14 protein-coding genes are annotated in these 13,318 nt (G+C 64.5%); 7 read left to right on the top strand and 7 right to left on the bottom strand.

The window, feature by feature from the left end:
- Positions 1–153 precede the first annotated feature (153 nt).
- Positions 154–1,152 carry an L-histidine N(alpha)-methyltransferase gene (locus G6P88_RS04280; RefSeq protein WP_165321994.1) on the top strand — a complete coding sequence of 333 codons (999 nt, stop codon included), beginning with the start codon at positions 154–156 and terminating at the stop codon, positions 1,150–1,152.
- 39 nt (positions 1,153–1,191) lie between these two features.
- On the top strand, positions 1,192–1,809 hold the full coding sequence (locus G6P88_RS04275) for a ribonuclease HII (protein ID WP_165324890.1): 618 nt from the start codon (positions 1,192–1,194) through the stop codon (positions 1,807–1,809).
- 3 nt (positions 1,810–1,812) lie between these two features.
- Here G6P88_RS04275 and G6P88_RS04270 read toward each other — a convergent pair whose 3' ends face one another.
- Positions 1,813–2,112: a hypothetical protein gene (locus G6P88_RS04270; RefSeq protein ID WP_165321993.1), complete on the bottom strand. Its 300-nt coding sequence runs from the start codon at positions 2,110–2,112 to the stop codon at positions 1,813–1,815.
- A gap of 287 nt (positions 2,113–2,399) precedes the next feature.
- On the opposite strand from G6P88_RS04270, the gene G6P88_RS04265 reads away from it, so the two are divergent.
- The gene (locus G6P88_RS04265; protein ID WP_165321992.1) at positions 2,400–3,539 is read left to right on the top strand and encodes a site-specific DNA-methyltransferase; all 1,140 of its coding nucleotides are present in this window, start codon (positions 2,400–2,402) and stop codon (positions 3,537–3,539) included.
- Positions 3,540–3,640: 101 nt separating this feature from the next.
- Positions 3,641–4,762, top strand: coding sequence for a dihydropteroate synthase (folP, locus tag G6P88_RS04260; RefSeq protein WP_165321991.1), 1,122 nt, complete (start codon positions 3,641–3,643; stop codon positions 4,760–4,762).
- Between the two features lie 17 nt (positions 4,763–4,779).
- On the opposite strand, the gene parE is transcribed toward folP, so the two are convergent.
- The 3 genes from parE to G6P88_RS04245 form a co-directional block, all read right to left on the bottom strand.
- The gene (gene parE / locus G6P88_RS04255) at positions 4,780–6,762 is read right to left on the bottom strand and encodes a DNA topoisomerase IV subunit B (RefSeq protein WP_165321990.1); all 1,983 of its coding nucleotides are present in this window, start codon (positions 6,760–6,762) and stop codon (positions 4,780–4,782) included.
- An 84-nt stretch (positions 6,763–6,846) separates the two neighbouring features.
- Complete coding sequence (locus tag G6P88_RS04250; protein WP_425594469.1) at positions 6,847–7,134, bottom strand: I78 family peptidase inhibitor; 288 nt, start codon at positions 7,132–7,134, stop codon at positions 6,847–6,849.
- A 10-nt stretch (positions 7,135–7,144) separates the two neighbouring features.
- Positions 7,145–7,846 carry a GcrA family cell cycle regulator gene (locus tag G6P88_RS04245; protein WP_165321988.1) on the bottom strand — a complete coding sequence of 234 codons (702 nt, stop codon included), beginning with the start codon at positions 7,844–7,846 and terminating at the stop codon, positions 7,145–7,147.
- A gap of 79 nt (positions 7,847–7,925) precedes the next feature.
- On the opposite strand from G6P88_RS04245, the gene G6P88_RS04240 reads away from it, so the two are divergent.
- Positions 7,926–8,753 carry an ABC transporter permease gene (locus G6P88_RS04240; RefSeq protein ID WP_165321987.1) on the top strand — a complete coding sequence of 276 codons (828 nt, stop codon included), beginning with the start codon at positions 7,926–7,928 and terminating at the stop codon, positions 8,751–8,753.
- Between the two features lie 93 nt (positions 8,754–8,846).
- On the opposite strand, the gene G6P88_RS04235 is transcribed toward G6P88_RS04240, so the two are convergent.
- Together G6P88_RS04235 and G6P88_RS04230 are read right to left on the bottom strand one after the other, a co-directional pair.
- Complete coding sequence (locus tag G6P88_RS04235; RefSeq protein WP_165321986.1) at positions 8,847–9,137, bottom strand: hypothetical protein; 291 nt, start codon at positions 9,135–9,137, stop codon at positions 8,847–8,849.
- Positions 9,138–9,272: 135 nt separating this feature from the next.
- Positions 9,273–10,265, bottom strand: a complete 993-nt coding sequence (locus tag G6P88_RS04230; RefSeq protein WP_165321985.1) for a 2-hydroxyacid dehydrogenase — start codon at positions 10,263–10,265, stop codon at positions 9,273–9,275.
- A 136-nt stretch (positions 10,266–10,401) separates the two neighbouring features.
- On the opposite strand from G6P88_RS04230, the gene G6P88_RS04225 reads away from it, so the two are divergent.
- Together G6P88_RS04225 and G6P88_RS04220 are read left to right on the top strand one after the other, a co-directional pair.
- Positions 10,402–10,845 (top strand): SH3 domain-containing protein, encoded by a 444-nt coding sequence (locus G6P88_RS04225; protein ID WP_165324889.1) that lies wholly within the window; start codon positions 10,402–10,404, stop codon positions 10,843–10,845.
- A complete protein-coding gene (locus G6P88_RS04220; protein ID WP_165321984.1) occupies positions 10,842–11,375 on the top strand; it encodes a GNAT family N-acetyltransferase in 534 nt (177 codons plus the stop codon). The genes G6P88_RS04225 and G6P88_RS04220 overlap by 4 nt, the downstream gene beginning before the upstream one ends.
- A 154-nt stretch (positions 11,376–11,529) precedes the next feature.
- Here G6P88_RS04220 and G6P88_RS04215 read toward each other — a convergent pair whose 3' ends face one another.
- Entirely contained in the window at positions 11,530–13,299 is a 1,770-nt protein-coding gene (locus G6P88_RS04215; protein ID WP_206335855.1) for an ATP-dependent nuclease, read from the bottom strand.
- Positions 13,300–13,318: the final 19 nt, after the last annotated feature.

Below are 13,318 nucleotides of genomic sequence, written 5' to 3'. Positions count from 1 at the left end.
CCGTCTTGAACTGTGTCGACCGCGAATCTTGCTGGTCAGGCGCCGTTCGTGAAGCCTCCGTTCGCTCTTCTATTTACATCGTTGAATATCTCGTGACATTGTCTCTTCAGAGCGACTGATCGATCCGGCATCGACGGGCTTTAGGAGTACAGGGTGACGGGCGACGGATCGAGGCAGGGGCGGCCCGCGCGCGACATCGTCGCCTTCCACGATCATGGGTCGCCGACGCCCGAACTGGCGCGCGTCGTGCTCGATGCACTGGGACGGGAGCCGAAAAGTCTCGCAGGACTGGCGCTGATCGATCGCCACTCGCCGGCGCTTCGGCAGCTTTGTGCTTTGCCCGAATATTATCTCCAGCGGTGCGAGATCGAGATACTCCGCACCCATGGCAGTGCGATCGCCGAGGTGGTGGGGCCGGCGGCCCAGCTGATCGGGATCGGTGGCGGATGCCTCGACCAGATCCGTCTGCTGATCTCGCTGTTAGCCGCCCCCTGGGCTTATGTCCCGGTCGACGACGAGCGCGAAGGCCTGCTTGCGGACGCCCGCCTGGTCCAGCAACAATGGCCGCGCTTGTGGGTGGAGGCCGTGCGGGCCGATCTGCACGCGTCCATGACCCTGCCTCCCAATGCGGGTGGAGGACGCAGGATCGCCTTCATGCCAGGCAATGTCATCGGCAATTTCGACCCCGCCAGCGCCATTGGCCTGCTCGCACAGCTGGGGCGCGCGGTCGGATCGGGCGGCCTGATCCTCGTGACCGTCGATCTGCGCAAGAGTCCGTTGATCGTGTCGTCCGCCTATGACGATCCCCACGGCTATAATCGTGCGTTGATCCTCGGCGTGCTCGACCGGCTCAACCGTCAGCTCGGTGCCAATTTCGACGGGCGCCTGTTCGAGCATCGCGTGCACTATGATTCCGACCGGGGCTGCATATCGGCAGATCTCATCAGCTTGGGCCCGCAGGATGTGCGGATCGGAGACACGCTGTTCCGCTTCGCGCAGGGCGAGCCTCTGTCGATTGACCGGAGCTGGAAATATGGCGTCGAGGATTTTCGGGCTCTGGCCCGGGGCGCCGGCCTGCGCCCGGTCGACCTCTGGCAGGACGCTCGCGGCTATGTCGGCTCCTTCCTCCTCGAAGTTGCGCCGTCCGACTGAGGCATGGGATTCGCGCTGATGGCGCGCTATGCACGGGCCATGGCCGGACCCTGTTTTTCGCTCGAACTGCCCCATCCCTTGCCGCTGGCCGGCGTCGACGAGGCGGGCCGGGGGCCGCTGGCTGGCCCGGTGGTTGCGGCGGCGGTAATCCTCGATCGCGAGCGGGTGCCGACGGGCATCGACGACTCCAAGAAGCTCAAGGCCGGCGCGCGGGCGGCCCTATGCCTGGAACTGCGAAAGGTCGCGCAGGTCGGCGTCGGCATCGCGACCGTCGAAGAAATCGACAGCCTGAACATATTGTGGGCGTCGATGCTGGCGATGGAGCGCGCGGTTGCCGCGCTCAGCGTCGAGCCGGCGATGGTGCTGGTCGACGGAAATCGCTGCCCGAAATGGTCGCGTCCTTCGTTGGCGGTGGTCGGGGGCGATGCCCGCTGTCTGTCGATCGCGGCCGCCTCGATCATCGCCAAGGAAGAGCGTGACCGGCTGATGGTAGAGCTCGACCAGGCGCATCCCGGCTATGACTGGGCGAGCAACAAGGGCTATGGCACGGCCGCGCACATGGCAGCGCTGGATCGTATGGGCCCGACGCCCCATCATCGCCGCAGCTTCGCTCCCATCGCGCAGTTTTCGATGTTCCGGGTCGAAAGCGCAGCTTGATCCTCAGATCCCGCCGATGAAGTCGAGGCAGCCACGCCGGAATCCCCAACTGTCGGCGGGGCACTGATCCGGATAGCGGACCGATGCGAGGACCGCCCAGCGATAACCACGGTCCCGCTCGGAGCAGTCGAAACAGTCGGAGGGAGATCGGGCGTCGCTTGGAACCCTGTCGTCGATGGTCGAGGCTTCGGCGCGGGAGAAGAGGGATACGTCGCCGACAGGACCGTAAGTTCGCTGCGTGAGCCCGTCGACCGTCGCCAGCCCTGCCAGGGTGCCGCCCAGCACGGCGGCGACCGCTGTCACAGCCAGAGCCGGAGGAAATCGCCACTTTGACCACAGCATGACCGTTAAACTGCGATACGGAGCAGCCGTTCCGAAAAAAATCGACGAATGGCGACGGGGTGAGTCCCGCAGGCCACACCACAAGGGATTGAGTCCCGGTCCCCTGTTCGGACTCAATATGAAGTGACGGACTCCTTTCGTTCCGTTCGCTCGAGTCGAATCTGCGATTCGTCTGTCAAACTATTGTTCTTGACCGAAGAGTCCCGATGAATCACCGTGCGCGGCGACAGCAAAAGGGGGTCAATTCGATGGGTGTTCTCGAGAAAATTCCGGCCACGCGCCGTGCGCGTCGCGCCGTCGAGGCCCCTGCGCGCCTGCCTCTCAACGAGATTTTGAAGGGCGATTGCATCGAGACTATGCGCGCTCTGCCCGATCGCTGCGTCGACATGATCTTCGCCGATCCACCCTATAATCTCCAGCTGGGCGGCGATCTCCACCGGCCTGACGGCAGCCAGGTCGACGCGGTCAATGACGACTGGGACAAGTTCGACACCTTCGCGACCTATGACCGCTTTACCCGCGAATGGCTGCGCGAGGCGCATCGGATCCTGAAGGATGACGGCACGATCTGGGTGATCGGCAGCTATCACAACATCTTCCGCGTCGGCACCGCGTTGCAGGACCAGGGCTTCTGGATCCTCAACGACATCATCTGGCGCAAGGCTAATCCGATGCCCAATTTCAAGGGCACCCGCTTCACCAACGCGCATGAGACGCTGATCTGGTGCTCCAAGGCGGAGAAGGCGAAATACACCTTCAACTACCGCACGATGAAGGCGCTCAACGACGACATCCAGATGCGGTCGGACTGGACCCTGCCGATCTGCTCGGGCGGCGAGCGGCTGAAGGGCGACGACGGCGCCAAGGCCCACCCGACGCAGAAGCCGGAATCGCTGCTCTACCGCGTCATGCTCGCCTGCACCGAACCGGGCGATCTGGTGCTCGATCCCTTCTTCGGCACCGGCACGACCGGCGCCGTGGCGCGCCGCCTCGGCCGCCGCTGGATCGGCATCGAGCGCGAGGACAAATATATCAAGGTCGCCAACCAGCGGATCGCCGCCACGCTGCCGCTCGATGAAAGCGCCATGCTGTCGATCCCCGAAAAGAAGGCGGCTCCCCGTGTAGCATTCGGCCTTCTGGTCGAAAGCGGCCTGATCCCGCCCGGCTCGGTCCTGAGCGATTCCCGTCGCCGCTGGACGGCACAGGTCCGCGCCGATGGCGTGCTGGCGAGCAGCTGCGGCGCCACCGGCTCGATTCACCGCCTCGGTGCCCTGCTTCAGGACGCCCCATCCTGCAACGGCTGGAGCTTCTGGCACATCGAGACGCCCGAAGGGCTGCAGCCGATCGACAGCCTGCGCCAGAAGCATCTCGCCCAGCTGAGCGACTAAGGGCGCGGCACGGGCCGGTCGTTCTCGGAAGCGCTGTTGCCGCCTTCGCCTTCCCCTTGATCGCGCTGGTCAGCCGGCGGCACCGGCGGTAGCGAGAGGCTATGACGACCAAGAGCATCTCCCGCTACGCCCGCCTCTATTTTCAGCCGGGCGGGTTCATCGCCTCGCCCTTTGGTCATGAGGGCGGCGTGGCCCGTCTGGCGGGAGGGCTGCAATGGTTCACCGGCTATGAGGTGATCGTCGTCGATGGCGGGGCTAGGGCGGATGTTCGCTGGGTGCCCCTGGCCGAAACAGACGCCTTTCTCGCAAGCTTGTCAGGCGAGCAGGCGGACGCGGCGGACCGGACGATCGCCCATATCATGGCGCCGCGCCCCGCATTGCAGCTGGCCGGCGGCACCGTTCCGCTCGATCAGCCGCAGGTCATGGCCATACTCAACATGACCCCCGACAGCTTCTCCGATGGCGGGCGGCATCTGAACGATCCGACGGCCGCCGCGGCCTCGGCGGCGGCGATGGTTGCCGCCGGTGCTGCGATCGTCGATGTCGGCGGGGAGTCGACGCGACCCGGTGCCGAAACCGTGGCGGAGCGAGAGGAGATCGCCCGGATCGAGCCGGTCGTCCGCGCGCTGGCCGGGCAGGGCATCCTCGTATCGATCGACACGCGCAAGGCGGGCGTGATGGCGGCGGCGCTCGAGGCAGGGGCGGCGATCGTCAACGATGTGTCGGCGCTCTGTCATGACCCGGACTCGGTTGCGTTGCTCGCCGGCCGCGATTGCCCCGTCATCCTGATGCACCATCAGGGCGACCCCGCGACGATGCAGCAGCGCCCCGCTTATGAGGATGCGTTGATCGAGGTCTATGACTGGCTCGCCGAACGCATCGCCTTTGCCGAGGCGGCTGGGATCGCGCGCGACCGCATCGTCGTCGATCCCGGCATCGGCTTCGGCAAGGCGCTGCGGCACAATCTCCAGCTGCTCAACGGCCTTGCGCTGTTCCACGGTCTCGGCTGCCCGATATTGCTGGGGGCGAGCCGCAAGCGGATCATCGGCGCGCTGTCGAACGAGGCGCCGACCGACCAGCGCCTCGGCGGATCGATCGCGCTGGCACTGCACGGGGCACAGGCCGGGGTTCAGCTGCTGCGGGTGCATGATGTGCCCGAGACGGTTCAGGCGATCCGCATCTGGCGCGGCCTGCGCGACGAGGCGTTGATGCCGCGTCCCTGATGCCGCGTCCCTGACGCTCAGGCGTCGATCACCTCTTCGTCGACGCTGGCGGCGTTCGCCTGGATGAAGGCGAAGCGGTGCTCGGGGTTCTTGCCCATCAGTCGGTCGACGAGGTCGCGGATTCCGGCGCGCTCCTCATATTCCTGGGGCAAGGTGACGCGCAGCAATGTGCGGGTCTTCGGGTCCATCGTCGTTTCGCGCAGCTGCTGCGGGTTCATCTCGCCCAGGCCCTTGAAGCGCGAGACCTCGACCTTCTTGCCCTTGAACTCCTTCGCCTCGATCTCGCGGCGATGCTCGTCGTCGCGGGCATAGACGCTCTTCGCGCCGGCGGTCAGGCGATAGAGCGGCGGCTGGGCAAGGTAGAGATGCCCCGCACGCACGAGGTCGGGCATTTCCTGGAAGAAATAGGTCATCAACAGCGTCGCGATATGGGCGCCGTCGACGTCGGCGTCGGTCATGATCACCACGCGTTCGTAACGCAGCAGGTCGACATTGCACCGTTCGCGCGTGCCGCAGCCGAGCGCCTGGCCGAGATCGGCAATCTCCTGATTGGCGCCAATCTTGGCGCTGTTCGCCGAAGCGACGTTGAGGATCTTGCCGCGGATCGGCAGGATCGCCTGTGTCTTGCGGTCGCGCGCCTGCTTGGCCGAGCCGCCGGCGCTGTCGCCCTCGACGATGAAGATCTCGGTTCCCTCGGGCGCGTCATTGGCGCAGTCGGTGAGCTTGCCCGGCAGGCGCAGCTTGCGGCCGGCGGTCGCGGTCTTGCGCTTGACCTCACGCTCGGCCTTGCGGCGCAGACGGTCGTCCATCCGGTCGAGGACGAAAGCGAGCAGCGCCTTGCCGCGCTCCATATTGTCGGCGAGGAAATGGTCGAAATGGTCGCGCACAGCGTTTTCGACGAGGCGGGCGGCGTCGGGCGAGGTCAGCCGGTCCTTGGTCTGGCTCTGGAACTGCGGGTCGCGGATGAACACCGACAACATCTGTTCGGACCCGGTGACGATGTCGTCGGCGGTAATGTCCTTGGCCTTCTTGTTGCCGACCAGATCGGCAAAGGCGCGGATCCCTTTTACCAGTGCGGCGCGCAGGCCATTTTCATGGGTGCCGCCATCGGGCGTCGGGATGGTGTTGCAATAATAGCTGTACGAGCCTTCCGACCAGAGCGGCCAGGCGACCGCCCATTCGACCGATCCCTGGCTGTCGGGGAAGCTCTGCTTGCCGGCGAAGAACTGTGCGGTAGCGCATTCGCGGTCGCCGATCTGGTCGCGCAGATGGTCCGACAGGCCGCCGGGGAACTGGAAGACCGCTTCCGACGGCGTGTCGTCGCCGATCAGCGAGGGGTCGCATTTCCAGCGTATCTCGACCCCGGCGAACAGATAGGCCTTGGAGCGGGCCAGGCGCATCAGCCGGGCGGGGCGGAAATGCGCACCGGGGCCGAAAATCTCGGGATCGGGGGTGAAGGTGACGCTGGTTCCGCGCCGGTTGGGGGCCGCGCCGAGCTTTTCGATCGGGCCGAGCGTTTCGCCACGCGAGAAGCGCTGGCGGTACAACTCCTTGTTGCGGGCGACCTCGACGATCGTTTCGGTCGACAGGGCGTTGACGACGGAGACGCCGACGCCGTGGAGGCCGCCGCTGGTGGCATAGGCCTTGTCGCTGAACTTGCCGCCCGAGTGGAGCGTCGAGAGGATCACCTCCAGCGCCGACTTGCCCGGGAATTTCGGGTGCGGGTCGACGGGAATGCCGCGCCCGTTGTCGATGACGGTCAGGCGATTGCCGGGCTGCAGCGACATTTCGATCCGGCTGGCATGGCCGGCGACCGCCTCGTCCATCGCATTGTCGAGCACTTCGGCCGCGAGGTGATGATAGGCGCGCTCGTCGGTGCCGCCGATATACATGCCGGGCCGGCGCCGGACGGGCTCAAGCCCCTCCAGAACCTCGATCGCCGACGCGTCGTAGTTGCCGGAACTGGTGGAAGGCGCCGAAGCGAAAAGGTCGTCTGACATCGGCTGCGACTATAGGGCCGACGAGGGTGCGAAGGGAAGGGGCGTGACGCTGTCGACTGACTGCAATGGGCGCCCGCAATCGGCTCAGCCGCAGCTGATCCTGACGATGATGTCGGATGCGTCGAGTTCGACGTTCAGCCGGTCGGGGCGATACTCCATCGTCACCGCCTGGCCGGGGCGGACGACCCGCATCGCCCTGGCGCCCGACGCAGCGCGCGCCTCTTCTGCTGACGAAGCGGGCTTGCCGACCAGGGACTGGGCGGCATCTGCATTGCAGGCGCCTGCTTCAGCCGGCGGAGATGAAGGCGATTTCGTCGTGGCGCATGCGGCGAGGCCGGCCGACAGGGCCAGCATCAGCGCCGCATGCTTCACGCGCATGGGATCAGCGGACGCGCGGACCGCCGAAGGGCAGCGGCGGCGGCGGACGGCGGTCGCGGCGCGGCAGCTGCGCCTGATAGGCGATCGAGCAATGATCGAGGCAATAGGGGAAGCCGGGATTGATCGGATCGCCGCAGAAATGGAAGTCGGGCTCGCCCGGATGGCCGATCGGCCATTTGCAGACGCGGTCGTTGAGTTCGAGCAGGCTCGTCTTGCCGGCGATCTCGGCCGACGGCTTGGCCGGAACCAGGCGGCGGGGCGGGGCGGGCGGGATCGGCGCGCTCTGTTCGCCGGGCGCCTGGCGCTGGAAACCGCCGGGGCCGATCGAGCGGACGAGCGGCATCGGGGCCGGAGTCGGCGCGGCAGCGGCCGGGGCTGCAGGTGCGGCAGCCACCGGGGCGGGTGCGGGCGCGGGCTTCGGCGCGGGAGCCGGTTCTGCAGCGACCGCCGGTGCGGCGGGTGCGGCCTTGGGCGCGGGGGCCGGTTTCTCCGCGGCAGGCGCCGCCGAAGACTTCTCGGACGCTGCGGCGGAGTCGCCGCCGCCACCCTTGACCGGGGACGGGCGCGCTTCGAGGCCCAGGCGGTGTGCCTTGCCGATCACCGCGTTGCGGCTCACGCCGCCAAGCTCCTCGGCGATCTGGCTGGCGGTCATCCCCTGACCCCAGAGGCGCTTGAGTTGATCGATCCGTTCTTCCGTCCAGGACATCTCTTTACCTCGTCTGCCCCCGCTGCCGGACGTCTCCGGCTCTTGCGGGCGGGGCGGTGAGCCGATAGGCGAATTGCCCATGAGCGACCAGCCCAAAAACATCATGATGCCCCCGCCCGGCGAGCCGGTGATCCCGTTCGTCAACTGGGGGGGAATGCTTGCCCTCTATGTGAAGGAGGTGAAGCGTTTCTTCAAGGTCCAGCTTCAGACTATCTGGGCCCCCGCCTTCACGACGCTGCTCTATCTGCTGATCTTCACCCTCGCGCTGGGCGGCAAGGACCGGATGGTGATGGGCTATCCCTTCGCCACTTTCGTCGCCCCCGGCCTGATCGTCATGGGGATGATGAACGCGGCCTTCGCCAATTCGAGCTTCTCGCTGCTGGTCGGCAAGATGCAGGGGACGATCATCGATTATCTGATGCCGCCGCTGTCGACCGCCGAAACGCTGGTCGCGCTGATCGGCGCTTCGGTCACCCGCGCGATCCTCGTCGGTCTGGCTTTGTGGGTCGCGATGGCCTTCTGGCCGGGGGTCGAGGTGATGCCGCGCCATCTGCCGGCGGTGATCTGGTTCGGCCTGATGGGCGCGATATTGCTCAGCCTGGTCGGCGTTCTGACCTCGATCTGGGCGGACAAGTTCGATCATGCGGCCGCCGTCCAGAATTTCGTGGTGGGGCCGCTGTCGCTGCTGTCGGGCACCTTCTATTCGGTCGAGGTGCTGCACCCGACCTTCCAGACGATCAGCCACGCCAACCCGTTCTTCTACGTGATTTCGGGGTTCCGCTATGGCTTCCTCGAACGCTCGGACTCGCCGGTGCTCGTCGGGGCGATCGCGCTGCTGGTGCTGAACCTGGTGCTGGGCTGGGCCAATTACGTCGCGCTCGATCGCGGCTGGAAGATCAAGAGCTGAGCTGCATAGAGTCGCGCGGCGCGGGCAAAGAAAAAGGGCCGCCCCTGATACGCCGGGACGGCCCTGTACTCGGGCTTGCGCCCTTAAGCTGACTTACTTGTAGCGGCGGCGGCCGTTCTTATCGATGTAATATTTCCGGCCATAGCTATCGCGATAATAGCGGCGCTCCTTGTTGAGCGTGTTGAGCAGCGCACCGCCGGCGCCACCGATCAGCGCACCTTCGCCGACCGATAGGCCCGGGATCACCGCACCGGCGACGACGCCGCCGGCAGCGCCGATACCGGCACCGCGGAGAATATGTTCGGCGCTCTGCGCGAAAGCGGGGGCGCCGGCACCGGCAACCGACAGCGCGGTCGCCGCAGCAATGATCTTGACCATCTTCATGACTAGGTCCCTTCCTCGAAAACTCGTGTCGGAAAAACGCGGCTCCCGTCTGCGGGTTCCCTCGTCGTCCTGTCCGAATCTTCTAGAAAAACCTGACTGAACGGGGTGTGAAGCCGCCGTTCATCTTGGGACAATCTAAATCCAGCCCTCGAACACCTGATCGCGTGGGCGATGGCCGTCGGCCCAGTGGCGGATATTCGCGATCACGCGCTCGCCCGTCTCCATCCGCCCCTCATAGGTGGCCGAGCCCATATGCGGCAGCAGCACCACATTATCGAGCGCGAGCAGCCGGGGATCCACGGCCGGCTCGTGCGTGAACACGTCCAGGCCCGCGCCCGCAATCTCGCCGCGCTCCAACCGGTCGATCAAGGCCGCCTCGTCGACGATCGATCCGCGCGCGGTGTTGATCAGATACACATGGCGCGCGAGCAGCCCGATCCGCCGCGCGTCGATCAGATTCTCGGTCTCGGGCGTGTGCGGGCAGTGGATCGAGACGATGTCGCTGTCCTGTAGCAGCCGGTCCAGATCGGGCTCGAACCGCGCGTCCAGCTCCTCCTCGACCGCTTCGGGCAGGCGGTGCCGGTTGTGGTAGACGATCGACAGGTCGAAGGCGCGGGCCCGGCGCGCCACCGCGCGGCCGATCCGGCCCATGCCGACGATGCCCAGCGTCTTGCCGTCGATCCGGTGGCCCAGCATCGCGGCGGGGCTCCACCCCGTCCAATTGCCCGAGCGGACCAGCTTCTCGCCCTCGGCCAGCCGGCGCGGCACCGACAGGATCAGCGCCATCGTCATGTCGGCGGTATCGGCGGTCAGCACGCCCGGCGTGTTGGTGACGATCACCCGCGCCGCGCGCGCCGCCTTCAGGTCGATATGATCGACGCCATTGCCGAAATTGGCGATCAGGCCCAGCCGGCCGTTGCCGGCCGCGATCACCTCCGCATCGATCGCGTCGGTGATCGTCGGCACCAGCACGTCGCAGCGCGCGGCGGCGGCGGCCAGTTCGGCCTGCGTCATAGGGCGGTCGCTCTCGTTCAGCTCGACGTCGAACAATTCGCGCATCCGCGCCTCGACCTGCGCGGGCAGGCGCCGGGTGACGATCAGCTTGGGATTGTGAGGACGGTCCGCCATGCTCCGTCGCTAGTCCCGCAGGCTGGCGAGCGCAAGCGCGTCACGGCGCTTGAACCCTGTCGGCGGGGCTATACTAAGGGCGCTCGGACAAAAGGGGGAACAGGTGAAAAGGCTGCACTGGTTGTTGCTGGCGGGCATGGTCGTCGCGGGCGGCGCGGAGGCGCAGGAGCGCAAGACGCCCTATTGGGCCTCGATCGCCACCGGCAACGCGCTGCTGCGCACGGGGCCGGAGCGCACCTATCCCGCCACCTGGCGCTATCGCCGCCGCGACCTGCCGGTGCAGGTGATCAAGGTCTATGGCAATTGGCGCCGGATCAAGGAGCAGGACGGCACCGAGGGCTGGATGCTGGCGACGCTGCTGAGCGCCAAGCGCACCGCGATCGTCACCGGCGACACCCCGGCCGAGATGCACGCCGACCCCGACGCCGGCGCGCGCATCGCCTGGCGCGCCGAGCCGGGCGTGGTCGGCCAGATCAGCCAGTGCGAGGATGGCTGGTGCCTGTTCGATGTCGCCGGCAAGAAGGGCTATATCCAGACCGACCATATCTGGGGCGTCGACCCGGGCGAGGAGGTGGAGTGAATCTCGGCCCGCGCCTCGAAACCCCGCGCCTGATCCTGCGCCCCCACCGGCTCGACGATTATGAGGCCTGCTGCTTCCTGACGAGCGACCCGGCGGCGGTGCGGATGATCTTCCAGAACCCGCTGACGGCGGAGGAAAGCTGGCACCGCATGCTGCGCTTCGTCGGCCATTGGGCGCTGCTCGGCTATGGCCTGCTGCTGGTCGAGGAGAAGAGCACGGGCCAGGTGGTGGGCGAGGTCGGCATCGCCGATTTCCACCGTGGCCTCGGCCCCGATTTCGACCCCTTCCCCGAAATGGCCTGGATGATGGCGAGCGACGTCCACGGCCGCGGCTACGCCACCGAAGCCGCCACCGCGATGCTTCGCTGGATGGAAACCGCCTTCGCACCCGAGCGGATCGTCTGCATCATCGACCCGCACAACGCCGCGTCGCTGCGCGTGGCCGAGAAGCTGGGTTTCCGCGCGTTCGGCAATGCGGAGTATAAGGGGAAGGCAGTGTTGAAGCTGCGGCGGGTGGTGAGTGTGGGGTGAGGGATGACTAACGATTCGCCGAGCGGGAGTTTGGTTTGGTTTTATTCTTGCATGAACACCCAGAAGTCCCGGTAATCACTCAATACGGCTGACCAAATCGCTCAACCGCCCCTTTGTATGGGGCAAGCGTGGGCTATTGCGCTGTACACCCCTATCACACGTCGAGCGCAAATTTCTCAAGATTATTGATCAGTATCACCATCTCTTCTGGTATTTCCGCAATATGCATGGCTTCTATTACTGCGCTAGCTGTTACGTTTACACCGTAGCGATCTTGAATACAGTTATTCACATATGTCAGTGCATCTTTGCCAGGTATCAGGCGGAGCCGTGTAGCCGGATCCCTCCAAAGTTCGACAAGCTCCGCTCTGACAGATTTCGCTAGCTCGCTCTCGTCGACTTTCCGACCGCTGTTCCGCTCATAACTCTTTCGCGAGCGCAAATGTTGGTCAACCACGTACTCGAATTTCTCCTTGGCGAATGCATCGAGTAATTCAGCTGCTTCATTCCTATAGTCGGTAACTTGGAGTCCTCGGCGTTTGCGGTCTGCGAGCTTTGCGCGAACAGCCCGGTCGATCGCCTCAGGGACGAGTACAAAATTCTCAAGCTCTTTGCATTCGTGGACCGTCGCGAACTTGCAGAAATTCCCACAGAGGTCGATGACTGAAGCGCGTTCTTCCGCTGGCCGGTAGTCGCGATCGAGAATGGCAGCCGCTGATACGTCAACGCCAAGTGTTGCCTCGATACCACGGCGTAATGTGCGGATGCGGTCTGGATTGAATCCCTCTAGGGGAACGACAGCGAAGTCCGATCGATTGGCTAGTCGCTGCCGTTCCATCCGGCGTGCGAAGCGGCCTAGCAGATGAAAATCAGTGCCCTCCACAAAGACGACCTTTCGGGTTTTAGCTAGCTGCGTCAGAATTGGATTGATCGCTGAACCCAAGCTGCGGAAGACAGATTCAAGCTGCATAGTATTTTTTAAGCGTTTTGCGCGCGTTCTTCCCTTATCGACGAGAACAACCTCATCTGCATCGGCTTCGGTAAGAATCTCTGTGGAGTGCGTTGCCACGAGAATATCAGGACCAAGCTTGCGAAGAATGCCAAGCAACTGCCGCTGCAGGTCTGCGTGGAGGTAGATGTCTGGCTCGTCGATCAGGAATAGGGACACATTCTTTGCATGGAGCAAGTATGTCAGCATCTGGCACCAGACCTGAAAGCCAAAGCCTGCCCAGAAAATCTCTCTAGGTATCCGTCCCTCCGGGCACCACATATGTAGAACCGTGCGCTCATGGGAGTAATCCAACTCGGGTGGGGTGACGTCCATGCCAGGCCAAGTCCGCTTCAATAGCTCTCGGAATTCACCAAACGCGTCAGGGAAGTGGTGCCAGATATTTCGGAAATTTCGAGCTGCCCCGTAATTAGAGAGCGCCCGTTTGGCGGCCTCCGGCTCGTAAAGAAACTCTCGGTGGTCAACCGGCGCGAGGATCGGCACAAAGCCGATGGGGCATCGAAACAGCTTTTTGAAGCTGGCAGGTGACCCGTAGCTGCGACCCTGAGCATCTGGGATAAGATAACAGACCTGTGGCTCAGGAAAATACAATGTTAATGTGTTGCCGTTTGAAAGCTTGAACCGTACCCAAGCAGGTTCGTCACGCTCGTAGTCGAAGAAGATATTTTCTTCGGCTACCGACAAAGCGGCTAGGTTGATCTTGTGTCCGAGCACTCCGCCTGATGGACCTTGCACGATTTCAGGCTTGCGCAAGTTTGCGCGACGTAGGGCAGCAGCCAGAATTCTAAAAGAAGCTAGAACGGTCGACTTTCCGGCGTTGTTTGGCCCAACGAGTATATTGAGCTTTCGGATCGCAATGCTGAAACTACGAAAGGCTTTGAAGCGATGGAATTCAATGCCTACGAAGTGATCCAAGTTATCCATATACCTTAGA

Origin of the sequence: Rhizorhabdus phycosphaerae (genome assembly GCF_011044255.1) — a bacterium.
GTDB classification, from domain to species: Bacteria; Pseudomonadota; Alphaproteobacteria; order Sphingomonadales; family Sphingomonadaceae; genus Rhizorhabdus; species Rhizorhabdus phycosphaerae.
Note: the sequence above shows the minus strand (reverse complement) of the source record. Positions and strands in the feature narration are given on the sequence as shown.